19 protein-coding genes are annotated in these 25,923 nt (G+C 41.4%); 4 read left to right on the plus strand and 15 right to left on the minus strand.

Annotation, left to right across the window (positions count from 1 at the left end):
* Nucleotides 1-3,750, plus strand: a complete 3,750-nt coding sequence (locus PDL71_RS08310; RefSeq protein WP_407527938.1) for an ATP-binding protein — start codon at nt 1-3, stop codon at nt 3,748-3,750.
* Between the two features lie 296 nt (nt 3,751-4,046).
* Here PDL71_RS08310 and PDL71_RS08315 read toward each other — a convergent pair whose 3' ends face one another.
* The 14 genes from PDL71_RS08315 to rpsT form a co-directional block, all read right to left on the minus strand.
* Nucleotides 4,047-4,493 carry a nuclear transport factor 2 family protein gene (locus PDL71_RS08315; protein ID WP_407527940.1) on the minus strand — a complete coding sequence of 149 codons (447 nt, stop codon included), beginning with the start codon at nt 4,491-4,493 and terminating at the stop codon, nt 4,047-4,049.
* A 707-nt stretch (nt 4,494-5,200) separates the two neighbouring features.
* Nucleotides 5,201-5,584, minus strand: coding sequence for a hypothetical protein (locus tag PDL71_RS08320; RefSeq protein ID WP_407527943.1), 384 nt, complete (start codon nt 5,582-5,584; stop codon nt 5,201-5,203).
* Nucleotides 5,585-5,630: 46 nt separating this feature from the next.
* A complete protein-coding gene (locus PDL71_RS08325; RefSeq protein WP_407527946.1) occupies nt 5,631-6,752 on the minus strand; it encodes an ABC transporter permease in 1,122 nt (373 codons plus the stop codon).
* A complete protein-coding gene (locus PDL71_RS08330) occupies nt 6,749-7,855 on the minus strand; it encodes an ABC transporter permease (RefSeq protein ID WP_407527948.1) in 1,107 nt (368 codons plus the stop codon). Before PDL71_RS08330 ends, PDL71_RS08325 begins: the two co-directional genes overlap by 4 nt.
* 1 nt (nt 7,856) lies before the next feature.
* Entirely contained in the window at nt 7,857-8,603 is a 747-nt protein-coding gene (locus PDL71_RS08335; RefSeq protein ID WP_407527951.1) for an ABC transporter ATP-binding protein, read from the minus strand.
* A gap of 1 nt (nt 8,604) precedes the next feature.
* Complete coding sequence (locus PDL71_RS08340; protein ID WP_407527954.1) at nt 8,605-9,525, minus strand: ABC transporter ATP-binding protein; 921 nt, start codon at nt 9,523-9,525, stop codon at nt 8,605-8,607.
* Between the two features lie 4 nt (nt 9,526-9,529).
* Complete coding sequence (locus PDL71_RS08345; RefSeq protein ID WP_407527956.1) at nt 9,530-10,465, minus strand: HlyD family secretion protein; 936 nt, start codon at nt 10,463-10,465, stop codon at nt 9,530-9,532.
* A gap of 30 nt (nt 10,466-10,495) precedes the next feature.
* Entirely contained in the window at nt 10,496-11,761 is a 1,266-nt protein-coding gene (locus PDL71_RS08350) for a TolC family protein (protein WP_407527958.1), read from the minus strand.
* 44 nt (nt 11,762-11,805) lie between these two features.
* Nucleotides 11,806-12,423: a TetR/AcrR family transcriptional regulator gene (locus tag PDL71_RS08355; protein WP_407527961.1), complete on the minus strand. Its 618-nt coding sequence runs from the start codon at nt 12,421-12,423 to the stop codon at nt 11,806-11,808.
* Nucleotides 12,424-12,840: 417 nt separating this feature from the next.
* Nucleotides 12,841-13,119: a CPCC family cysteine-rich protein gene (locus tag PDL71_RS08360; protein WP_407527964.1), complete on the minus strand. Its 279-nt coding sequence runs from the start codon at nt 13,117-13,119 to the stop codon at nt 12,841-12,843.
* Nucleotides 13,113-13,541 carry a hypothetical protein gene (locus PDL71_RS08365; RefSeq protein ID WP_407527967.1) on the minus strand — a complete coding sequence of 143 codons (429 nt, stop codon included), beginning with the start codon at nt 13,539-13,541 and terminating at the stop codon, nt 13,113-13,115. Before PDL71_RS08365 ends, PDL71_RS08360 begins: the two co-directional genes overlap by 7 nt.
* A 104-nt stretch (nt 13,542-13,645) precedes the next feature.
* Nucleotides 13,646-15,388, minus strand: a complete 1,743-nt coding sequence (locus tag PDL71_RS08370) for a M14 family metallopeptidase (RefSeq protein ID WP_407527970.1) — start codon at nt 15,386-15,388, stop codon at nt 13,646-13,648.
* A gap of 71 nt (nt 15,389-15,459) precedes the next feature.
* Nucleotides 15,460-17,967: an endonuclease gene (locus PDL71_RS08375; RefSeq protein WP_407527972.1), complete on the minus strand. Its 2,508-nt coding sequence runs from the start codon at nt 17,965-17,967 to the stop codon at nt 15,460-15,462.
* A gap of 87 nt (nt 17,968-18,054) precedes the next feature.
* Complete coding sequence (rpsT, locus tag PDL71_RS08380) at nt 18,055-18,312, minus strand: 30S ribosomal protein S20 (protein ID WP_407527974.1); 258 nt, start codon at nt 18,310-18,312, stop codon at nt 18,055-18,057.
* A 210-nt stretch (nt 18,313-18,522) separates the two neighbouring features.
* Here rpsT and PDL71_RS08385 point away from each other — a divergent pair, with 210 nt between their 5' ends.
* The 3 genes from PDL71_RS08385 to PDL71_RS08395 all read left to right on the plus strand — a co-directional run bounded on the left by PDL71_RS08385 (nt 18,523) and on the right by PDL71_RS08395 (nt 23,931).
* Nucleotides 18,523-21,291, plus strand: coding sequence for a 2-oxoglutarate dehydrogenase E1 component (locus PDL71_RS08385; protein WP_407527977.1), 2,769 nt, complete (start codon nt 18,523-18,525; stop codon nt 21,289-21,291).
* 55 nt (nt 21,292-21,346) lie between these two features.
* Entirely contained in the window at nt 21,347-22,576 is a 1,230-nt protein-coding gene (gene odhB / locus PDL71_RS08390) for a 2-oxoglutarate dehydrogenase complex dihydrolipoyllysine-residue succinyltransferase (RefSeq protein WP_407527980.1), read from the plus strand.
* Between the two features lie 116 nt (nt 22,577-22,692).
* Nucleotides 22,693-23,931, plus strand: a complete 1,239-nt coding sequence (locus PDL71_RS08395; protein ID WP_407527983.1) for an Fmu (Sun) domain-containing protein — start codon at nt 22,693-22,695, stop codon at nt 23,929-23,931.
* On the opposite strand, the gene PDL71_RS08400 is transcribed toward PDL71_RS08395, so the two are convergent.
* Nucleotides 23,932-25,914, minus strand: a complete 1,983-nt coding sequence (locus PDL71_RS08400; protein ID WP_407527986.1) for a S8 family serine peptidase — start codon at nt 25,912-25,914, stop codon at nt 23,932-23,934.
* Nucleotides 25,915-25,923: the final 9 nt, after the last annotated feature.

Below are 25,923 nucleotides of genomic sequence, written 5' to 3' on the forward strand. Positions count from 1 at the left end.
TTGACCCAACCATCCACCATACGGACGTTCCTGTATAAAAACGCCTATCTCTTTATCCTGGGAGCGTGGTTGCTTACTTTTTCTTTTTTATTTCAATACTATTGGTCTTACACTTCATCGCCGGGGCAGGTACGTAAGGCGCTGGAAAATACTATTCAGTCAAGAGAAACAGATTTTGAACGTTTGCTCACAGATAAAGTTTTTGTGGAGCGGCTTTATAACCTCAAAGTTTCCAAACAGGAATTTCAAACCGTAGCAGAGAAAGATTATTTTATTTTCCTGGCACAGATCACACCCGATGGTCCGGAGTTGAAAGTTTGGAACACACAAATCATTCAACCCACATTATCACTTTGGCTGCATGAAGACGGGCAATGGTTTCAAAAACTCATCAATGGTTATTATGTTATCAGCCGCCGCACCATTACCACTTCCACCAATCAAAACATAGCAGTACTGGCATTAATACCGGTAAAGTGGGAGTACTTTGTAACCACTAACGATCTCAATAACAGCTTTACGTATCTGCCTTCCATCGAAGCATATTACAATGTAAGTGATACCGCCGTTTCCAAACTGGCGATTACAAACAAAAAAGATGAAACCTTATTCTGGCTTACAGAAAAACAGAATGTACCGCAACCTTTAAGCACCCTTACGATTGTGCTGCGGCTGCTGGCCATGCTTTGCATGCTCTTACTTATTCATAAAGTAGCGGTGCAGTTGGCAATAAAAAAATCATTTACAGCAGGTTTTCTTTTCCTGGTGTTCATCATCGGCGGCTTGCGACTACTCAGTTACTGGTTGCCCATACCGGTGGAGTGGCGGCAGTTTGAATTATTTGATCCTTCCATCTATGGTTCCAATGCGGTACTTCGTTCGTTGGGTGATTACCTGGTGAATATGATTTTATTGCTTTGGTTGCTGGCATTTGCATGGCGTTATTCACCCGGTAAGGGACTTTTTAAAATACATTCCAATGTGTACCTCGCAGGATTGTTGCCGGCTGCGGCGCTTTACCTTGTTACCGTTTTGTTCGGAACTTTGATACGCAGTCTCGTTGCAGATTCCCAGATATCATTTGATGTAACCAATTTCTTCAGTCTTTCCGGTTATAGTTTTATTGGTTTCTTTATTCTTGGATGTTTATCGCTCTGTTATTACCTGGTGGCACAATGGCTTACAGCACTGCTGCAATTGCAAACAGCCCGTCAATGGATTACACAGGTATTATTGCTTATTATCACCGCCTTCATTTATTTAACACTTACCATTGATACCGGTAATGTGCTGTTCAACTTTGTATTGCTGGTGTGGTTGCTGGCCGTAAGCACACTGTTATCTTTTAAACATGTCATTTTTCAGAAAGTACCCGCCAGTGGTATTTCTTTATTCTGGTTGTTGCTGTTTTCTGTTTCGCTCACCGTGTTATTATTGGCTGAAAACCGTGAAAAAGAATGGGCCGACCGGAAACGTATGGCCGAAAAACTCAGCCTGCAAACAGATCCTTCTGCGGATAACCTGTTGAGTATAGCTTTGAATAATTTCCGTCCTGATTTTTTACAAACCAACTTTCAGCGTTTCAGGGTGCAGGGTACCAATCAATACCTCAAAGACAGTTTGATAGGAGAGCATTTCTCCGGTTATCTCAACAAGTTTGATACACGCATTTTTACATTTGATGAAAATGAGCAGCCACTCTTTAATGATGATTCTGCTTCTTTCAATGCACTCAATACTATTTACAACCTGCAAAGTCAGCCGCTGGGCAACAGTGATTGGCGTTACTATGAAGAATCCTTTGATAAGTTTTATTACCTGGCTCGTCGTGAAGTAAGAGACACAACTTCGTTCCAGGTAAAGGGCTCAGTGTTTATTCTTTCAAGACCACGCCGCTACACCGGTGATAAATTTTACCCGGAGCTGTTTTCTAAAACCTTTAATCTGCAAAGGGAGTATTCACCGGCTTATGCCTACGCCATTTACAAAAACGAAGAACTCATCAGCAGTTTTAATGATTATCCGTTTCCCATTCATTTGCCAAAAGATCATACTTCCCCTTCAGGTTTTCATGATCATGAATTAAACGGACATTCAGAACTCTGGTACATCGCTTCGCCTGACCGTGCAGTGGTAGTTGTAAAAAAAGAACAGGAAACCTTACAGGCCATTACACTCTTTGCCTATCTGTTTCTTGTATTCCTGCTCATGTGGGGTGCATATCGGTTTGCTCAATATGTATGGCGCATGCGTTCGGAAAAAAGAAAACCGGCACAATGGCTGCAGCTCAATTTCCGCTCACAGGTACATACTACTATTTCAGCCATCAGTATTATATCCTTCTTTGTAATTGGTGTATCCACCATCTTCTTTTTTATTAACCGGCACAACCGTACTAACAGGGAGCGTCTGAGCCGCACCATTGAAATTATGCGGAGCGAAGTGGAAGAAGCGCTCAATGCCCATGCGGTGTTTGATGATGTACTGAAAGTATATGATGAAGTGGCAGCAGGAGAGTTGCAGGCCAAAGTAAACCGTATTTCAGAAATACATGGTGTGGATGTAAATGTGTATGATCCCACGGGGTTGCTGCGTATTTCATCACAACCTTATTATTACAACAAAGGATTGCTCAGCCGGCGTATGGATCCTTTGGCCTATTATCAACTCGCAAAAGAAATGCTGGTGCAGAGTATTCAAACAGAAAAAGTAGGCAGCCGCAGTTATATGAGTATTTATGTGCCGGTGCGTGATAATGAAGGACGTTCCTATGCGTATGTAAACATTCCTTACTTTACTTCGCAGAACGAACTGCGGCAGGAAATCTCCAGCTTCCTCGTAACACTCATCAACCTCAATGCATTTATATTTTTAATTGCCGGACTGGTAGCGTTTTTTGTAACCAACCGTATTACCGCTTCTTTCAGTTTCATCAGCGATAAGATGAAAGAAATCAAACTCGGTAAAACCAACGAAGCCATTGTATGGAAACGGAATGATGAAATCGGGGAACTGGTTACTGAATATAACCGTATGGTGCAGCAACTGGAAGCGAGTGCGGCCCTGCTGGCAAAAAGTGAACGGGAAGGTGCCTGGCGTGAAATGGCCAGACAGGTAGCGCATGAAATTAAAAATCCGCTCACGCCTATGAAGCTGAGTATTCAATACCTGCAAAAAGCCATTGATAATAATGCAGCAGATACAAAAGTAATTTCACAGAATGTAGCACAAACACTGGTAGAGCAGATTGATTACCTCAGCAATATTGCATCAGAGTTTTCCAATTTCGCCAATATCGGTAATGCCCAACTGGAGCGTTTGAACCTGCAGCAATCATTGCAGGCAGTGATTGATTTGTTTGCCATGAACCATGAAACAAACATTGTATTCCATCCCGTTGCTCAACCTGTTTGGGTGCTGGGCGATAAAACACAGATGAACCGCCTTTTCACCAATCTCATCCGCAATGCTATTGAATCTGTACCTGCCGGTAACACACCCACTATTGAAGTGCGTTTACATGCAGATGCACAAAACGTAACCGTATCTGTAAAAGATAACGGAAGCGGTATTGAACCCGATCTTCGTGATAAAATTTTTGAACCCAACTTTACTACTAAAACCAGCGGTACAGGGCTGGGTCTTGCAATGTGCAAAGGCATTGTAGAACAGATGAAGGGCAGCATCTGGTTTGAAACCGCCACCGGCAAGGGAACTGTTTTTTATGTGCAGTTGAAGATGATTGGATGATGGGATACAGGTATTATTTTAATGAGTTGATTGTTTTATCGGTTGGTGTCTTCACCAACCGAAAGAAATTGAAATTTTCTTCGTAGCAACCTCTCCCAATAGAAACAGTTGAGGAACAGTACAAATGTTGTTGGAGACGTTGCGTTACTACTGATCATCACGCAACGTCCCCATTTAGCAGTTTACAGGTTTTGAGCAATTGGGAATGGTAGACGTTGCTGGGAAAGAGGGTACGACAATAGATCTTCTTTATCTGTTTGCAAACGAATCAGCAGATGTAATTATGTTGTAGTCGATTACTCACATATAATAGATGCATGTCTTGCTATCTGTTGCCATCTTCCATCATTCAGCATCCAGATATTGGTGAACCGGCGTTTATACATTTGACCGGCTTTGGCTCCGGGTATATCATTTCTTGAAACAAATGTTTCATAGCCCATGGTAATGACTAAGTTTTTTTGAAATTGCATCTGTTCAATTATTCTTTCAAAATGGCTGTAATTGATCATGCCTGCTTTCTGCGTTTGCAATACAGCATCCCGGTTGGGAGAAATATTGTTTCTTGGGTTGTTTACTAAATATTCTTCAGCCCATAGTTGTTTTAAACTGTTGGTATCATTATTAAGAATGGCGGTAACAATTTTTTGTTCCAGTACTTTGATTTCTGTTTCCAATGAAATTTGTGCTTTGCTTATGAACGAAACCTCCAAAAGCACAAATAAAAACAGCATAGATTTCATGGTAAATTGATTTAAAGGTTATACTCAGGTTTTGGTTAATCGTCGGTGTTTTCACCAACTGAAAGAAAATCTTAACATGGAATGTTGCTTGTGATGCTAAAAACCACCAGATAAAGGTATCAATTACTATCAAAAGTTTTTTGTAAGCGCCGGGGAAAAAGTTATTTTACTTCTCATGACCCGTGTATATATCCCTCTTCCCAGCAACTTCTTCCAATAGATACACTTGAGGAACAGTACAAGAGTTTTTGTGGACATTGCGTTACTACTGATCATCACGCAACGTCCCCATTTAGCAAATTACAGGTTTTGAGCAATTGGGTATGGGAGACGTTGCTGGGAAGGAATTGAAACCCGGAGTATGGTTGGTGGGGACACCAACCATTAAGATAAGTCTGTATGTATTTTTCAAGTTCTGTCATTGTTGAGGGTGTTCGCTAAAATGGCACATAACGCAAACGCATTGGCAATGTGGCGGTATTCTGTGTTCCGTCCGCCAAGTGCTGCTGCTGATTAAAGATACAAAAGCTCATTGTTTATTCTGCTCCTCGGCGTTATTCGTCTGCAGAAACCGAAGCTTAATAGCAAACAAAAAGTTTAAAATATATTATTCATCCCGCCATATCGCCAATCCACTGTTTGCGGCAGCCTTCAATTAGAAGTAGAAAGTAATAAAGAAGTAGTTCAGTATTAAAAAATTATGTCTTTTACTTTAATTTTTTCCAAAAAAAGGTTTTAGAAATCAAAAATACAGAACCAATAACTTTAAGTTGACCGTTTGCTTGTAGGGTAAAAACACCGTCTAACTCTTTTTTACGCTTTATAGAAATAATGGTGCCCTCCCAGTGGTTTTTTGCCGCAATGTATTTTACATTCTTCATGGCTGTTTTACCCACAAAAGAAGGGTCGGCAGACTTAACAATCAAAGCACTGTAAACTCCGGAGGCATCTTTGGTAACCTGAAAGGTGGATTTGTCTAATTCCTCGCAATACCATTTGCCAATAATGGCATCAGGATTTTGACGTGTAGTGAACGAGTAGTTGAAAACGATAACGACTAATAGTGTCGTCAAAAGAATTAATTTATTCATGATTGCGAGTTAAAACGTTTATGAAGTTGAATAGTCAAATAAGTTGTTAGGTAGTTTTACGATAGTTTAATATGGCCCAGCTATTAAAGAAAACAGCCATTCCGGTAATTACAATAAACTGAGCTTTTATCTGACCAACTGAACTGCCTTTCAGAACCACCAAACGAACTACATCAATAAAATAAGTCACGGGGTTACAAGCGGCAATCCATTTTGCCCATTGCGGCATACTATCTACCGAGGTGAATAAACCACTCATCAGCATAAAAATCATCATAAAGAAAAAAGCTACGGACATTGCCTGTTGCTGATTATTGGAGTAGGTGGAAATTAATAACCCTATACCCAGCAAGGCAATTAGATAAATAGAAAGAAACAGGTATAATGTTACAAGGGAACCCAAAGGCACAATTTGATAGACAAGCCTCGCTACACCAAACAGACCAAGAGAAAACACGAACATGCCAATAACCCAAAAAGGGATGAGCTTACCTAAAATGAAATAAACCTTCTTTATAGGTGTTACATTAATCTGCTCAATGGTACCCACTTCCTTTTCCTTTACAATGTTTAAAGCACACATATAGGCACCCACCATTGTAACTAAAACAACCAAAATGCCAGGCACCATATAAAACTGATAATTCAGAAACGGATTGAACCAATTTAAGCTGGTTATTTCAATAGTAGGTACTCCTGAAAATCTTGCAGGGGTATTCCACTTTAAACGCACTTCACCGTTGTAATCGCTGATAATATTATTTAAATAAGCACTTCCGACTGTGGCCTTTGTGCCGTTAATAGCATTTACCGCAATGAATAAATTGTTGGTGTTATTGCGGATTAAATCAGTTTCAAAGCGAGTTGGAATTTCAATCATCAAATCAGCCTTATCTTTTTCAAATTGCTTGAAAGAACTATTATACGACTCACTGTAATCCGTTAGTTTAAAGTAACCGGATGCAATAATTTTATCTATCAGCTGTCTTGAGTAAGTGCTTTTATCGTGATCAATTACAGCTATGTTGATGTTCTTAATCTCAAAATCTGCTGCTAAAGGCATTACCAATAATTGAATGATGGGCATGGCAATGATCATTCTAAGAATTGTAGTATTCCTGAAGATTTGCCTGAATTCTTTTCGTAACAAAAACTTTAATGTTCTCATGCTAATCTGGTTTTAAATTTTTTGAAACTGATAAACAATAAAACACAAGTCATACCCGTCAAAATCAACAGCTCTTTCCAAACTGCACTAAAACCTAAGCCCTTTATCATGATGTCTTTAACCACAATGTAGTACCACTTAGATGGGACAATATTGGCAGCAACCTGTAATGGCCAAGGCATGTTCTCCAGTGGAAACAGAAAACCTGTAATCATCATAGTAGGAACGAGCATCCCCATTAAGGAAATGAGCATAGCTTCCTGCTGCGAACTGGTACTGTTACTAATTAACAAGCCTAAAGAAAGTGCGGTAATGATGAGTAATGAACTTGCCAGATAGAGTAAGAGAATGCTACCGTTTAATGGCATATCCATAAACGATACACTTAGAATAAGTATGAGTGTGAGGTTGATAATAGATAGTAGAAAATATGGGACTGCCTTTGCTATAATCACCAATACAGGATTGAAAGGCGATACCAGTAGTACTTCCATTGTACCAGTTTCTTTTTCCTTTACGATAGAAACAGAAGTCATTAACACACAAACGAGTAATAGAACAAGTGCCATTACACCTGGAACAAAGTTGGTGGCACCTTTTAATTCAGGATTATATATCATCCTTACCTCTGTATTTATACGAAATGGAGGTCCGGCATTCTGATGTAATTCCTGCTGATAGCCCCGAATGATATTTGCGGCATAATTTGTAAGCGTATTAGCCAGGTTAGGATCTGAGGCATCGGCTATGATTTGAATCTGAGCTTTATTGAAATGCAAAAGATCGTTATTGAAATTTGCAGGTATTACGATAGCTAATTTTGCTTTGCCTTCCTCAAATGCTGCTTCGATCTGACCAGATGTCATAGCAGTTCTTTCTATATCAAAACTGGAAGAGGCTTCCAACTTTTCAATAATGCGTTGTGAGGCTACATCTTTAGCGTAATCACAAACGACAATATTTGAGTTTTTTATTTCATTGGTTAACGCAAAGCCAAACAGAATAATCTGGGCTATGGGCATACCAAATAACAGGAGCAAGGTTTTTCTATCACGAAATACATGGTAGAATTCCTTTTTTACGAAAGTTAAAAATTGGTTCATATCAGTCGGCTTTTCTTTTTGCCCCTCTGGCTAACTGGAAGAACACTTCATCCATTGAGGCGGCATTAAATTGATTTTTTAAATTGGCTGGTGTGTCAAGTGCTTTGATTAACCCGTCAACCATCATTGAAATTCTGTTACAGTATTCGGCTTCGTCCATATAGTGTGTGGTAACAAATACCGTTATACCGCTATCAGCTGCTTCATAAATAAGATCCCAAAACTGACGCCTGGTAACAGGGTCAACGCCACCTGTTGGTTCATCTAAAAAAACTATACTGGGTTGGTGTAAAATGGCTACTGAGAAAGCCAACTTTTGTTTCCAGCCAAGCGGCAAACTACCCACCAGCTTTTTCGATTCGGTTTTCATACCAAGGGTTTCAATTAACGAGTCAGATTTTAATCTGATTTCTTTGTCTGACAATCCATAAATGCCACCGAAGAACTCAATATTTTCCAGTACAGTTAAGTCTTCGTACAGCGAGAACTTCTGGCTCATGTAACCAATATTGCTTTTGATTTTCTCAGTGCCAGTATAAATATCATGGCCGGCAATTGTTGCCGTGCCAGAAGTAGGTGTTGATAAACCACATAGCATACGCATGGCAGTTGTTTTGCCTGCACCATTAGCACCTAAGAAGCCAAATATTTCACCTTTATGAACATCGAAAGTGATTTCGTTTGTTGCAATAAAATCGCCGAATTTCTTAGTGAGCTTGTTGGTTGTTATTACAATGTCTGTATTCATATTAGTTCATTAGATGAATGAAGCAATCTTCGATAGTTGGCTGGATACTGTTTAACTGTATGTCGTTATGAGCACCCTTTAATTGTAGTTCTTGTATCAAAGACGTTTGTGCCACGTATAAATCTTCGGTATTAAATGTGATATGATGGTATTCGCCAAAGGCATAACATGTGCTTACCCATTGGCTTTGGCGAAGGTCTTTTAGCAAAAGACTCATATCACCTGACCGAATTGCGTACAAAGGTTTGGGGTACTTATCTGTAATATTCTTTGGGGTGTCAACAGACATTATTGCGCCTTGTTGAATTAAAGCAATACGTTCACATAGTACCGCTTCATCCATATAGGGTGTGGAAACCATAATGGTAATTTGCTGTTTCTTCAATTGTTGTAACATTTCCCAAAATTCCTTTCTGGAAACAGTGTCTACACCTGTAGTAGGCTCATCGAGAAACAGCACTCTGGGCTTATGGATCAAGGCACAACATAAAGCCAGCTTTTGTTTCATACCGCCAGATAATTTACCTGCCCGCCTGTTTTTAAAAGGCTCCAGTTGCACATAAATATCTTTTATGAGGTCGTAATTGGTTTTAATATCTGTATTGAAAAGTGTTGCAAAAAAATCAAGGTTTTCTTCAACTGTTAAATCCTGATACAATGAAAATTTCCCGGGCATATAACCTACGTGCCGTCTAATTTCTTTATACTGCGATTTTGTATCATTTCCGAAAACTTTGATACTTCCATTATCAGGCAAAAGCAGGGTCGTCAACATCCTGAACAAACTTGTTTTACCGGCACCATCAGGACCAATCAGGCCGAAAAGTTCACCTTCTTCAATATTGAGAGAAATATTATCAACAGCCTTTACAGTACCTTTCGCATAGCTTTTTGACACTTCTTTTATTTGAACGATTGACATCTTATTAAAATTTTATTTGACCATACATTCCCACCTTATACTTGCCATCATTTACCACTTTTACTTTCACCGCATACACCATATTGGCTCTCTCTTCTTTCGTTTGTATAGTTTTGGGTGTAAACTCCGCTTTATCGTTAATCCAGGTTATTATACCGCTGCCTTCATTAAAACCGCCACTGCCATTATCCGTTAATACCTTTACAGTTTGGTTTATTTTGATTAATGGCAGTTGATTACCAGTAACATATATCCGTAAAAAAAGGCTTGACATATCTGCCATTTTGAATAATGGTTTACCGGTGGTAACCATTTCTTCAGACTTGACGTATTTGCTTAACAGGGTGCCATTAAATGGAACTGTTATAACCGATCTCTTTAACTGGTCGTTTACCTGTTCGATTTGAATAACCAGCGGCATTGGATCAGCTTTAAGACCAGAAGCCTGAGTTTCCAGAGAAGCAACCTGTGCCTTTTTCTGCTGGCTGATAACGTCCATTTGTTTTGATACCTCTGCAATTTGTGCAGCGTTATCTTCAAGCTGTTTTTGAGTAGCTGCTTTGGCTTGAAACAGATTCTGCAGACGTGTTTGTTCTTTCAACAAATAGTTGAGTTTTGTTCTTGATACTTCAATTTGCTGATTGTAAAAGCTGGTTTGCTCTGCTATGTTTGGTAAGCGGCTATTAATTGCACTGATTTGTGCCTGTAATTGCTTTTTCTTCAGGTAAAGTTGAACGGTATCAATATACCCGATAACTGCACCTTTACTCATAGAAGCACCTTCTTCAATTAAGAAGTTTTTAAGTGGGCCTGAAGCCTCTGCAGAAATTACCGTTTCATCAGCCTCAAAAGAGCCGGTTGCATCGAAATCTGAAGTTTGGTTTTTGCATGATGCAAAAACAATTAAAACCAGTACTGCTAAAAAACTATTGTGTTTCATTTTATAATGATTTTTTTATTGTTGATGTGATTATTTTCCTTTAGTGACAAGAAGATTGTATTGTGCATACAATAATTGAATTTGATGTAGCACTAAATTTTGACGTGCCTGATCTTCTGCATTTAATTGATTCAAAAAATCAAAGGTTGTTACCGTTCCATTAACCAATTGAGCCTCGGTAGTTGCTTTAATATTCATCCTCAACTTCACTATTTCGTTGTCGGAATTTATCAACCCTTTGTACTTTTCAATTTCTTCAGATTGCTGACTTATGTTGAGGTTCGTATTCAACATAAATATTTCCTTTTGAATATCAAAGCCCCGCTTATGTAAATCCAACAATGATTTTTCTTTTTTGTAGGTGTAAAAGCTTGATAAGTTCCAATTGAGCCTGAGGCCTGTGTAATAGTAAGACGCTGGATTATTATTAATCACATTCAAACCCGGAGCACCATATCCACCCTGAAAAAAGAAATTTAATTTGGGGAGTGTTTTGTTGGTTAGCAGTCTGGTTTGAATATCAAAGCCCCTTTGCTGTATTGAAAACAATTTTAACTCAGGTCGATTGATTGCTTCACTATTTTGAAGAAAAGCCGGTTTAAGCAGAACTGCATTTATTCCAATACTTTTACCTGTAAACTGTTCCAGCATTTTCAGATAGGCTTTTTTACCAGAAGTAAGTTCATCTATACGTTGGTTAACTTTTAGTACTTCCACTTTTAGTAAATCCAGGTTAGACACCAGGCTTGAGCCGTTGATAACAGCTGCCTGTACTTTTTGTAAGGCATTTTCTAAATCGGTTTTTATAAGTGTAGTTTGTTTGATTTGCTCATCTATAAGTATAATGCCAAAGAATAGCTGGTTAATTCTTTCATTGATTTTATATAGTTCCACTTCAATTTTTTGCGACTCAACCTCTGCGTTATTAGCGGCCAACTCTTTTTGGATTTTGACATTCCATAAATCAGTGATTGGCTGAGTAATTTCCCCATATATGCGGTGCTGATCTTTCCGAAGTGGATCAATGGAAGACCCAGGTATATTGAAGGGAAACGTGAGTACTTCTGATTGATACGTTGAATAACCTGACACATTTACCTGCGGTAAATATCCCTTTTGAACATTGGCCAGACTGTACTCTTTTGATCTTTCAATCAAAGCAAGCTGCTTTACCAGTGGATAATTGTTTCTGGCCCATTGATAACATGAGTCAATTGAAATGCCTTGAGCATTAGCCGAAAAGAAGCTCATTAACGAGCAAACAATAAAGGCTACTATTTTATTCATTTGTTTCATACATTTATTTTAATCATATGTTTAATTCGTATGCAAAAAAAATCCTATTCGTTGAGCCCCATTAAGCGAGGTATTAGTTGCTTTCTTTCAAGCATAAACTCCTTAAACATGGAGTCAGACATATTGCCCATTTTTTTTATTAATGGACTTGCAATAAAAGGAAATTGAACCAGGGCCATCAGGTTGGCAATAAAATGAAGAGGATTTGCTTCCTTAACCTGCCCATTTTTATAAGCCTCTTGGTATTGTTTCACCAAAACAGAAGACATCACCATATTTGCAACCGGCAATTTTTCTAAAAACCCTGTAGCATCATTTCTGATTTCAGACATAATGAATAGGGGGATGTTTGGCTCCTTTAGTAACATTTCTGTATAGCTGTCCACCATTTTTTCTACCTTTTGCCTAATAGACGTAGATTCATCATTAAAAACCAGTGACATTTGTTGTATGAAGCCCAACATTGTTTCAAACATTATTATTTCAAATAGACGTTCTTTGCTTCTGAAATAATAGTTTAAAAGTGCCAGGTTAATTCCAGCCTCCTCCGCTATATCTCTTGTACGGGTGCCGTAGAAGCCCTTTTTAATAAACACTTTACGGGCCGCTTGTTTTACCTTCTCTTCGGTGGTGGAGTCCAAAACCTTAGTTTCCTTTGCCATTTTAAATAATAGATGGCGCAAATATAGTTAAACACTTGAATTAAACAAGTGATTAATAAGTTAATTATTTATAGTTGCCATCTTTTTGTAGTGTTTCTACAATCCCATTGATAAATCACTCTGTTGAAATATGGACTCAGAAAGCTAAATTTCCGGGTTGTTCTGAGAGACAGAATATCATGGTGTGCTATTCTGTTATTAGGTTTTGTATAAATTGCCGCTAATGTACAGGGCTTTGTGCAGGTGGGAAATTTGAAATCCGTCTGCCCACAACTGCTGCTCAATTTATAAATTAAAGTTCATTGTTTGTGCTATTGCTGAATGTTGTTCGTCACGCTGGAACTATAGCCGATGCTTGTAAATAGTTGAAATTACAACGTTGTGCCTCACTTGCACGAAGCCTCCTGTTGTGTGCTGTTATTTCGTGTCAAGCGGTTTCCAATTATCGTCTCGTTGCTCGTCCTTTGCAGGCGGTCTGACGTTGCGTAACATCTCTCTGTCACAAGCGCCAAATTCTAAAAAGTTTTGCTGCGCTTGTCGTAGTGACATGGGGTTTGCTCCGCCTTCGTAGTCTGGGTCTTCCAATTGAATGGGGTCGTCTTCCCAAAAGCAAACTCCACAAATGTCATAAGAACCGTTTGGCTCGTGTCTGAAAGTCTTGTATCCACAACACGGACAAGCATATTTCATTACCATTTCATCATCTTGATAAAGTTGTCAAACTTTTCTATGCCTTTGTCAGCAGAATATTTCCGCTCAAATTCAATCGGCTCATTTGGCTTTGGATGATACTTGAAAAACCATTTTTGTGTTTGTCCGTCAAACTCGATGTGGAGTGCTTCTCTGTTCCATTCCATAGGGTCGTAAATACCGATAACCAATTTGTTCATTGATGTAAAGGCAAACAAGCGGTCAGAAAGTTTGGTCGTAATAATGTGTCTGACCAAATGAAGTAAAGGGTCAAGTTGCCAGCCATGATTATTTAAGTCAACGTAGTGCTGTTCAATCTCTGACCAGGGTCGCACTTTAGCTGTCTGCGGTTTATATTTCAATATGTTTAGAGGCACTTTCATAATAGCACACAACACTAAATTATACGCCACTACCCAAAAATCCAAATTCTCTAAGTTATTGATTTACAAAAGCAGTCATGTCGCCTTTTTAGATTGTGGATTTTTAAAAGGCGACATGCAAATTGGAAAGGCGACATATAACTTTTTTATCACTTCACCCGATAAACCGGGTATCTTAAAAAGCCCGGCTCTGCATAAGGCGATTGCTGGTACACAAACTGCAACTGGGCCCTTCCGTTTTTGGCAAAAGCGGTATCACTGTTACGGCGTTGTTCCAACTGCTCTTTCACCTTGGGGTTTTGCTGTAAAAACAGTTCGGCTTTTTCTTCAAAAGCATAAGCACTGTATCCTTCTTTCTGCCCGAGGATGGGATCAAAAAAGTTCCAGGCAAAATAACTGTCTTCACCCGTGGGCTCCAGTACCTGCATCAAAAAATGATTGGCAGCCTGGTTCATAGGTATGTACCAATCACCTTTTCTGAACCGGATTGTTTGTACTTTTTTAGTGGTCTTTACATCTGTATTCAAATGATGTCCTTCATAGGGGCGGGCATTACTCTTGTAATCTTCAATCATATATGCTTCAACGGTGATGGTGGTATCTTTTTTCAGGGGCTGCATCTGCACTTTGTTCAGCTTCAGCAGGTCAATCACCTTCCACCATCCTTGCGGAATGATATAAGCAGTTGGTTTTTCAATCATGGTTTTGGGTGTAAAGAAGTTGTAGAACTTCATTGTTACTTCAAACGGTTTTTCATGATTGTAAAACAGGCGGGGCTGTCCGCTGATGTTGCTGGTTTTTTGTTCAGCCGTATAACCTTTATACGTAAGCTCTGTAAACTTTGAACGGTCGGCAGTAAAACCAAACGGGAACTCTTGTTGTGTAATAAAGTTTTGCAACTGCTGTTTGCGTAACTGTTTAATGGTAGTGGCATTGCTGCCGGCAAACTCTATAAAACTTTTCATGAGTTGGTAAGTGGCTTCCACCCGTTGCGGATAAGGTTTGAGCATATGAGTTTCCGGTACAAAGGAAAACGTACCGAACAGGGCCGTGTAGCCGCTGCTGTAACGGGGGCCATCCCAGTAAGCACCCCAGCCATTCTCCGGTTTATCACCAAAATTGTTTACATAGGGGATGAGGTCATAGCCTTTTTCCTTCATGCTTTTGTAAATGGCCGGTTCAAATATTTTGTTTAGATAATCACCCATTACGCCACCCAGTTTGTTGTGTTGCGTGGTGAGTAAGGTCATTACATGCTGGTAATCGGCACCATTGCTCACATGGTTGTCAAGAAAAATATCCGGTTGTGTAAAATGAAAGATCTCCGCAAAGCTCCTGGCTTCACGGCTGTCACATTTTATAAAATCACGGTTGAGGTCAAGGTTCTGAGAATTACCACGGGAGCCTTTCTCTGCCGGGCCGTTCTGATCAATCCGGTAATAAGGTGTTCTGTTCAAACTGCCACCGATGTTGTACACAGGAATAATGGCCAGCACCACATTTGCAGGAAGTTTAAACCCACCCCTTCCCCTCCCGGGAGGGGATACTATGTCTTTCACCATCAGCAGGCTCGCATCAATACCATCGGGCTCACCGGGATGGATACCGTTATTTATGAGCAGCACTACTTTATTTTTTTGTTTCCACTGTTGCGGGGTAAAACTTCCATCACTGCTTACCAAAACAAGATGCAAAGGTTCGCCGGCATCTGTACTGCCCATGGTGAGCATTTGTACTTGTGGTGAAACTTTATCAATCTGCTTCCAGGCCGCAATAGCTTCGTAATAGGTAACGGTTTCGTTTCCTTTGGAAGTTTCGTAACGGGTAACGGGTAATTGTGCATGGGCCATCACACACAGTAAAAGACAAAGGGGAAGAATAAGTTTTCTCATACCCGCAAAATAATCAGAAAACAAAAAGAGTTCCGGTAAGGGAACTCTTTTTATATAAGCGGAACAGTATCTTACTGCACTACAATGCTCCGGGTACTGATGCCTTCTCTGGTATTAATTTTCAGAATGTACATTCCTTTCTGCAGGTTGCGTGTTTGTATCTGTACCACCGTTTGACCTGCGGGTACCAGCTGCTGCTGCAGCATTCTTCCTGTAAGATCCATGATCTGTAAGGTAGTGGTATGTGTAAATGCTTTTTCAAAACGAACGGTGGCATTGCTGTTTACTACCGGGTTGGGGTAGATGCGGATGGCATTGGCCGGAAGGTTTAAAATATCATTTACGCTGGTGGTGGTTAACAAACCGGTACAGTTCCATACATCAAATACCCACTGCGGGTTATCAATATACGGGTTGCGGTTGCCCTGCACTACAAAGATGGAATCATTGCGGTCAATTTCTTTCTGACTAACGGGGTCCTGCAGGTGCCACTTGTAAAGGAGTTTTAAATGCCAGTCATCAAAAGCCTGGTAAGCAGTGCCGTTGAGTACAGCATCGGCGCTTCCGTTAGACTGCCATCCTGCAACCAGGCTTTCATAACGGGTAACCATATAAAACTGGGCTCTTGCAAAATCACCTTTGTACTCGTTGATAGGCTCAAACACAGTTCCTGTATAACCAAAGTTATTACCGGTGCCACGTTTGCTGCCGTTCTGGGTAGGGTTGCCGGGTGTGTTTTCAATATTGGTTACTTCTCCAAAAGGAAAACTGCTGCGTAAGTTATTCACCCATCCATCAGTTGGGAACAGATGATTAACATCTGTATACATGGGTGCTGTAGTACTGTTAAACCAGCTTTGAGGAAAGGAGTGTTCACGGTTATAACAATCGCCTTCTTTGGAATAGTTGCCGCATTGATTACCACCGGAAGCAGCAGGTCCGTACACATATTCATACGGTTCATTCTGCCCCGGTCCACGATCACTGTACATATCCCATATGATATCACGGGTATTTTCAAAATTCCGTTTGATATCTGTTTTGGCATAAGCTGTCCATACTCCCGGAGTATAAGTAAGCTGGATAGCATCTGTTGAAATAATTGTTGACAAAGCCGTTTTTAAAGGAGCACAACTTAAGCCGGTTGCCGCATTGTAATAGTTGGGAGGTAAGTTGCTGTTCGTATTGGTGGTGCTGATATTGCCATTAAGCGAAGTGGTAAAATATACAGGCTCACCGCTGCACTCACCATTGGCAGCAAATATAAAGAAGTAGTAAAGGGTATTTTTTGTTAATCCCGTAGCGTTAAAAGAAGTGGTGCTGCCGTACGCTACCACCGTGCCGCCTCCCAATGATTGTCCGTTGGTATAGGTTGTACCGTTTACAGGATTAGCACTTAATGACGATGCTGTGCTCCGTACCACTAAGTAACGGTTAGCAGAAGCCGAAGCAGTGAAACTACCGGTAATACTGGTATTGGTGGCGTTAAGATTGAGTGCCGTTGGTGCAGCAGCAGGAGCTGCACAGGCCGGCAATGCAGGTGTATTGGTGCTGCCCGTAAGCGGATTGGTGAGCAGGTAGTTTGGTCCGCCGGAACAGCTGCTGTTATTAAGCGCATACACAAAAATGGTGTAGGCCGTAGCAGGCGTTAAACCACTGATGAAAAATGAAGTGGAGCTGCTTACCTGCACTACGGTTCCACCTCCCAGTGATTGACCTGCGGCATAGTTAGTTCCATCCACCGGTTGGGCTGATAATGTGGGGCTGGTACTCCTGATCACCAGGTATTGATCGGCTGCAGGAACTGCTGCTGAATAAAACCCTGAAATGCTGGTAGGTGATGGGGTCAGGTTCAAGGCGGTAGCCTGGGCAGTAGGTTCTGCACAGGGGCTCAGATTGCCCGATGTAATTACAATATTATCAATACCGATACCGGGCATAGAACCCGAGCCTGTAGCAGGACGCCAGGTAATCCAGCGGAGCTGTATTTCGGGTTCATCGGCAGCGTCGTTGGGTAACAGAAAAGTATAAGTATCAAAATCAGTTGGGCCATCGGGATCGCCACCATTGGTTGAGCTGCTGTTGTACACCGCTGAAGAACCTGCAATAGTGGTGAAATTACCGGTAGAACCAACACGGTATTGAAGGGCAATTCCAAAATCCCGGCTGTTCACCACGGTTTCAACCAAGTCGTAGGATACACTCACAGAACTGATGCCAACGGTATTAATGGCCATCACAACCTGTGTAGTCCCGGTAGTAGCATTTGAAGATCCCAGAATGGTAAGCCGTCCGTTGCCGGAAGGAGCGTGACCATACTGCCCTCCGGAGTTGCCGCTCACAGGATCAGTTCCGGAAATGGAGGCTAAATTGGCACCGCCATCACTCAGCTCAGCAAGTGATAAAGAGGTATAAGGTCGGGTGCCGCCGCCCGTCCAGGAAGCCATACCGGGTTTGGGTGTTGTAAAACTGGTGGTACCAAAGTTTTCATTCACCGGTAAGGAAAGCGGGGTGGGGTTGGTTTGAGCAGAAATGCCCGTAACGTAAAACAGTAAAAGTAAGAGTAGAGAAATTCTCATACAGTAAAAGGGTTTAAAGTGCTAAAATTAAAAAACCCATCCTTTGAAAGATGGGTTTTAAATATGTTTTCAGCAAATGTTGATAAATTACTTTGCTAATTTGTTGATGTTCTTAGTGAGCTTGCTCTTTAAATTGGCTGCTTTGTTCTTGTGGATTACGCCACGCTTCGCCAGTTTATCAATCATGGATGCCACAGATTTCAACTTATCGCCTGCCTGCGTTGCATCATTCAATTCTTTCAGATCACGGATGGCATTACGGGTTGTTTTACCGTAATAGCGGTTACGGTCACGGCGGGTTGTACTCTGACGAACATCTTTTTTGGTAGCCTTATGATTTGCCATATTCTAATTTTTCGGACGGCAAAGGTAGGGGAAAACATCTTTCCTGCCAGATGATTTTCCAGTTTTTTTTAGCTATCCTTTTTAAGCCAGGCAATGGACTTTTACACGATTCACAAAATTGCAACGGGTTTATCTGCTGCTGCCTGTTTTTTCTGAGCTGAAACAACCGATATTTGTAGCCCTTTAAAAAAGCGTAATCACCCAAATTTTATGAAGGATTTCCAGTATATCACCGGCTCCCATCCGCAATACATCGAAAGTTTATACCAGGATTTTGTAAAAGACCCCAATACCGTTGACCCCGAAATGAAAAAATTCTTCGAGGGGTTCGATTTTGCGGTGGGCAGCGGGGCTGCTAATGGAACATCGACTACGCTCAGTTCCGCTAACGGTGCTTCGACTCCGCTCAGCACTTCTTCAGGTATTGACTGGATGCGTGAAATACAGGCCTACCGAATGATATTGGGCTACCGTAACAAAGGGCATCTGATTGCTAAAACCAACCCCATCCGCAAACGGAAAGACCGTGGTGCTAATATTGAGTTAGGCTTTTATGGTTTTTCAGAGGCTGATCTGGATAAAGAATTTCATGCCGGTCAGTTAATTGGTCTGGGCACCACCACACTCCGCAACATTTACAATCACCTGGAGAAATGTTATGCCGGTCATGTAGGGGCAGAGTTCAAATACATCAGCGATCAGAAGCGTGTTGATTTTTTAACCAGGGCCATTGAAAACGATTTTCATCAGCCACTGGCTTTACAAAAGCGTCGCCGCATCCTGGAAAAACTCAACCAGGGTGTGATGTTTGAAAAATTCCTGCACACCAAATACATCGGCCAAAAACGTTTTTCACTGGAAGGTGGTGAAACAACCATTGCCGCACTGGATGAAATCATTAATACCGCCGCCAAGCATGATGTGCATGAAGTAGTGATTGGTATGGCGCACCGTGGCCGTTTGAATGTGCTGGCCAATATCATGGGTAAAACCTATGAGCAGATCTTCAGTGAGTTTGAAGGAACTGCCACGATGGATCAAACCATGGGCAGTGGTGATGTAAAATACCATATGGGTTATGGTAGTGAAGTGCAGACCGATGACGGAAGAACTATGCACCTGAAACTCATGCCCAATCCTTCGCACCTGGAAGCAGTAGACCCTGTTGTAGTGGGTTTCAGTCGTGCAAAGGCTGATATTATGTACGAAAGTGACTTTGATAAGATATTGCCCATTCTCATCCATGGTGATGCATCTGTAGCAGGGCAGGGGATTGTGTATGAAGTATTGCAGATGAGTGAGCTGGATGGTTATTACACCGGCGGAACCATTCACTTTGTTATTAATAATCAGATTGGTTTTACTACTGATTTTGATGATGCAAGAAGCTCTGATTATTGTACTTCACTGGCCGCCATGGTACAGGCACCTGTGTTTCATGTAAATGGTGATGATGCGGAAGCGGTGGTGAAATGTGTGGAGTTGGCGGTTCGTTTCCGCCAGGAGTTTCATTGCGATGTGTTTATTGATATGGTGTGTTACCGCAAGCATGGTCATAACGAGGGGGACGATCCCAAGTTTACACAGCCGCAGTTGTATGCCATGATTGATAAGCATCCCAACCCACGGGAAGTATATACAGAGTATTTACTAAAGAATGGTGAGGAAGAAGCCAAAGCTCTGGCTAAAGAAATGGAGCAGAAATTCTGGAGTGATTTGCAGGAACGTTTGGATGAAGTAAAACAGAATCCGCTTCCTTATCATTACCAGGCACCGGAACTTGCATGGAAAAGTTTAAGAAGAGCAACTGCTGATGATTTTGTACAATCACCAATTACGGCCGTTTCTGAAGCTACTTTTACCAACATCTTCAACAGTATCATGAAATGGCCGGATGATTTTAAACCGCTGAAAAAAGTGGAAAAAATCATCCAGGAGAAAATAAAACTCTTTAATGAAGAAGGTAAAATTGATTGGGCTACCGGGGAACTGATGGCCTATGGCAGTTTGCTGCTGGAAGGGAATGATGTGCGTATGAGCGGACAGGATGTGCAGCGTGGTACTTTCTCTCACCGTCATGCAGTGCTGCGGGATGAAGTTACCAACAGACCTTATAACCGCTTAACAGGTATTGAAGGCGCCAATGGCAAATTCAGAATTTATAATTCTTTGCTGAGTGAATATGGAGTGCTGGGTTTTGAATATGGTTATGCCATGGCCAATCCCAATGCATTGGTGTTATGGGAGGCGCAGTTTGGTGATTTCTGCAATGGTGCACAAACCATGATTGATCAGTTTATTGCTGCCGGTGAACAAAAGTGGAACCGTATGAATGGTGTGGTCATGCTGTTACCGCATGGATATGAAGGGCAGGGTCCGGAGCACAGCAGTGCCCGTATGGAACGCTTTTTACAAATGTGTGCAGAACTGAATATGGTGATCACCAATATCACTACCTCTGCTAATTTCTTCCATGCTTTACGTCGGCAGGTTGCCTGGCCGTTCCGTAAGCCGATGATTAATTTTTCGCCCAAGGCCAATCTGCGGAATGCAGGTACTTATTCCTTAAAAGAAGAATTTATTAATGGTGGTTTTAAAGAAGTGATTGATGACCCTGCACAGCCTGATGCATCGCAGGTGAAGAAGGTATTCTTCTGCACCGGTAAAATGTATTTTGACCTGGCAGAGCGTAAAGCAAAAGACAACCGTACTGATGTGGCCATTGTTCGTGTAGAACAATTGTATCCATTGCCGGTACAACAACTGGAAGCCCTGTACCAGAAGTACAATAAAGCCACCTGGTTCTGGGTGCAGGAAGAACCGATGAATATGGGTGCAGCCTGGTTTATGCAAATGCAATTAAAGAGCATCAACTTCGGCGTCATAAGCAGACAGGCTTCTGCATCTACTGCAACAGGATATAATAAAGTACACCAACAGGAGCAAAAAGAAATTGTGGATACGGTATTTTCAATTTAAACAGTAAAAAGAAATCATTTTTCCCCCGAAATTTGCAACACTTCAAAAAGAAATTATGATTGATATAAAAGTTCCGGTTGTAGGCGAGTCTATCAGCGAAGTAACCTTACTCAAATGGACGAAAGCTGATGGTGCATGGGTTGAGCGTGATGAAGTAATTGCTGAACTGGAAAGTGAAAAAGCAACATTTGAAATCAATGCAGAAAAAGCCGGTATCTTAAAACACGGTGCGGCTGAAGGAGATACGGTAAAGATCGGTGATGTGGTATGCCGGATTGATGAAACTGCTGCTAAACCCGAAGGCGCTGCACCTGCTGCTTCCAAGGAAGAAAAGAAAGAAGCGGCACCGGTTGCAAAGGTTGAAACAACTGCTCCTGTAGCTGCTGTAAGTAATGACATCAAAGCAACTCCTGTTGCGGCAGCTATCATTGCCGATAAAAAAGTTGATGTAGGTTCCATCAAACCAAGCGGCAGCGGTGGAAAAATTTTGAAAGATGATGTATTACAGGCTTTGAGCAATCCCGGTAAAGTTTCTTTTAACGGAGGCGGTTTGGGCAGCCGTAATGTGCGGAAAGAAAAGATGAGTAACCTGCGCAAAACCATCAGTCGCCGTTTGGTGGAGAGCAAGAATACAACCGCCATGTTAACTACGTTCAACGAAGTGGACATGAGCCGTATCATGGAAGTGCGTTCCAAATACAAAGACAAGTTTAAAGAAATACATGGAGTGAATCTTGGCTTTATGAGCTTTTTTGCGAAAGCCTGTGCCATTGCTTTAAGCGAATGGCCGGCGGTGAATGCTTATATTGACAGTGATGAAATTGTGTATCATGATTATGCAGATATTTCCATTGCTGTATCTACACCACGTGGCCTCACAGTTCCTGTGATGCGTAATGTGGAAAGTATGAGTATGGCTGATGTAGAAAAGAAAGTAGTAGAACTTGCAGGCAAAGCAAGAGATAATAAATTAACGATGGAAGAACTCACGGGCGGAACATTCACCATTACCAATGGTGGTGTGTTCGGAAGTTTGATGAGTACACCCATTATTAATTTGCCGCAAAGTGCTATTTTAGGCATGCATAAAATACAGGAAAGGCCGATGGCGGTAAACGGACAAGTGGTAATAAGGCCCATGATGTATGTAGCATTAAGTTATGATCATCGTATTATAGATGGAAGGGAAAGTGTGAGCTTCTTGGTAAGAGTAAAAGAATTGCTGGAGAATCCTGAACTGCTGTTGTTCGGAAAAGATCCGGTAAAGACTCTGTTAGAAGTATAAAACACCTCGTAACTTCTAACGGTTACTTGCTAAAAAAGCGTCCCGAACATAAAGGGACGCTTTTCTTTTATTGGGAATTCCGTTATTAATACACAGAAGTTTTTATTGCTGCTGATTTGCTTTTCTTTGCACCTGTGAGCCGTTATTATTCCTATTTCAATACTGCTGTAAATTTTGTTCGGTCATATACACATGATGAACCCTTTGCTTCTTTTTTAAAAAAGCAGTTTGCAGCTGATAAAAAATTTGGAAGCCGGGATCGTAAAACGATTGCTCATTTATGTTATTGTTATTTCAGAATGGGTCATTTGATGGAGAATGAATCAGTACAGGAGCGAATGATCACCGGGTTGTTTTTATGTTCGGTTTCTGAAAGTGAATTGCTCTTACTGGCAAACCCCGATTGGAATGAAAAAGCAGCACTGCCCATCAATGAAAAACTGCAAATGCTGCATCTTACTGCAACCGATTTATTTCCTTTTGTTGATGAATTGAGTGGAGGAATTGATGCGGATGCTTTTTGTAAAAGTCATTTTACCCAACCTGATTTGTTTTTAAGAATAAGGCCGGGTTATAAAGAAACTGTTCTTCAAAAACTTACTGATGCAGGAATTGGTTTTGAAATGAAGAGTGAAACCTGTGTAGCCGTACCCATCACTACAAAAATTGCTGATATACTTTTGTTGAACAAAGAAGTAGTGGTACAGGATTATAGTTCGCAACAGGTGGCTTCCCTTCTCAATTCCGTCAAATCCTTCGACTCCGCTCAGGATGGGCTGCAGACCCTTCGACTCCGCTCAGGGTCATTTCAACATCTTACAACACCCATCAGCGTTTGGGATTGCTGTGCAGCCAGCGGTGGCAAATCAATTATGGCGAAAGACATACTGGATCAGGTTGAGTTAACGGTAAGCGATGTTCGTGAAACGATTCTTTTCAATTTAAAAAAACGTTTTGCAGAAGCAGGCATCAGCAAGTACAAAAGTTTTGTAGCTGATTTGTCTGCAGAAAATCTGAAGCTTCCATCAACTGCTTATGATCTTATCATTGCGGATGTACCCTGTTCAGGTTCCGGTACCTGGGGCCGTACGCCGGAACAGATGCGTTCTTTTGAATCAGCTTCTATTGATTCCTACAGTCAGCTTCAACAGAAAATTGCAGCCGCCGTTGTGCCGCAGCTGAAACAGCAGGGCTATCTGTTGTACATCACCTGCTCTGTGTACAAGAAAGAAAATGAAGAAGTGGTGCAAATGCTTCAGCAGCAATGCTCCTTACAACTGATAGAACAAAGATTATTGAAAGGGTATCATGAGAAAGCAGATACCATGTTTGCTGCACTATTACAGAAGCGTTGATTACTGTTTAGTGAATTCTTTTGTGGCAACCGGTTTCCCGTCTTTAGATACTGAAAGAATATAATTCCCTTTAGGTAAAAGGTTAACAGGGATGTTTTGTGTGATTGTTCCGGATGGTTTGTTGAAGGATTGAGTAATGAGCAGTTGTCCCTGCTGGTTAAAAACCTGGAACAGGTAATTGCCTGCTGTCTGTTCATTCAGTTTGATGGAAAGCGAAGAAGTAACAGGATTGGGATAAAGTTGAATTGTTTTGTCAGTTCTGTTTCTGTCAATGGTAGAAGTGGCAACGGAAAGAATAACCGTAGCGGAATCAATCAGGTAAGCATCATAACCGGTAATGGAGGTATCAATCACCTGGCGGATGCGATAGCTTACTGTTCCGGCAGGACTGTTACTGATTACATCATTCACTGAATAATTTCTGAGCGCTACAACATTACCTGTTGCCGCCACCGTTTGCACTACCGTATAATTGGATTCATTGGGCAACTTTCGTTCTACCTGGTATCGCATGGTGCTGATGTCTTTACTGCTCCAGTTAACGGTTGTTGTAAAGTTGTTGATGGTGGCCGTCATGCTTGAAGCATCTGCAACTAAAATTCCGAATGCTTTTTTCATATTCGGTAGCCCGTAGCCATATTGTTCATGCGGCGTATTGAAACGGTCTGCACTTTGACGAAGTGTTGTAATGATTTTCCAGTTATTGAATTCAGGAAATAATTGCCATAAACAAGCTGCTAAACCCGCCATGTTAGGACAGGAGAAAGAAGTGCCGCTTCCCGTAGTTGTATTGCCGGATGTATTGGATAAAACGGTACCCGAGCCTACTGAAACAACATCAGGTTTTATTTGTCCGTCGCTTGTGGGGCCATAACTGGAGAAAGAAGCAATAATGCCGCTGTTGTTTACAGCGCCTACTGATAACACACTATCGCCATCAGCCGGAGCGCCTATGTAACGCCAACTGCCGGAACCATCGTTGCCGGCACTGTTCACCACCAGGATTCCTTTTTTAGCGGCGAGGTCTGCCATGCGGCTGATGACAGTGGTATTGCCATTCATATCTGCATAGCTATGATCATAAGCAGGGTTGTCAAAAGTGGTATAGCCGAGTGAAGAGGAGATAAGATCAGCACCGGCGCTATCAGCATATTCAGCTCCCAATACCCAATTGTATTCTTCAATAATCTGTTCCGTTGGTGCGTCTTCAGTTCGTAATAAATAATAAGATGCTTCAGGACAGGAGCCGATGAAGGTTCCGGGTATATAAGCAGCTACAATTGAAAAACAGTTTAATCCGTGCGGATGATCTTCATTTACATTGCTGTTGCCTGATACAAAATCCCAGGTGCCGAGTATTTGATTACGGTTACGGGCACTGTCAAAAAAGCGATTGGTTTGAAAACCTGTGAAGCCGGCGTCCAGAAACGCAATGCTCATGGTTTGTCCACGTGCCCCGATGTTATGCAGGAATTCACCTTTGTGAATTTTTATTTGATTGGAGGAAACACCGTAGTTAAATGTGTCAGCTGTTGTTTGTGAAGTTCTTGCATAGTTAAGCGGACCTAAAGGATTTATCGTTGGCAGTTTAGCAGGCTGCGGTGTAATAGTACTTCCTGATTTAAATGCCACGCTATCCCTTTTTTTTACAAAGGGAAAGGAATTGATTTTTTGTAAAGCCGCTGCATCTGTTGTTTGAATGATCACTGCATTCAACCACCTGCTCCGTCCTAAAATGGTAACGACACCTGCAAGGCGAACACTGTCAACATACCGTTGTACTACCGGCAGGTCATTACTGTCAATGGGAACCTGGTATCTTGTTTTCCTGGCAATTGATTTGGCGGATAAATAAGCTGATGGATTGCTGAGGCTGAAGCCCGTTTCATTCTTATCCGTAAAAAAAATAACATACTTGCTGTACTGTGCACACACATCATCTGCGAACCGCAACAGTAACAGTAAAAGCAGCCATTTCTTCATAAAGTTTTT

The organism is Lacibacter sp. MH-610 (assembly GCF_045780045.1).
In the GTDB taxonomy this organism is placed as follows: domain Bacteria; phylum Bacteroidota; class Bacteroidia; order Chitinophagales; family Chitinophagaceae; genus Lacibacter.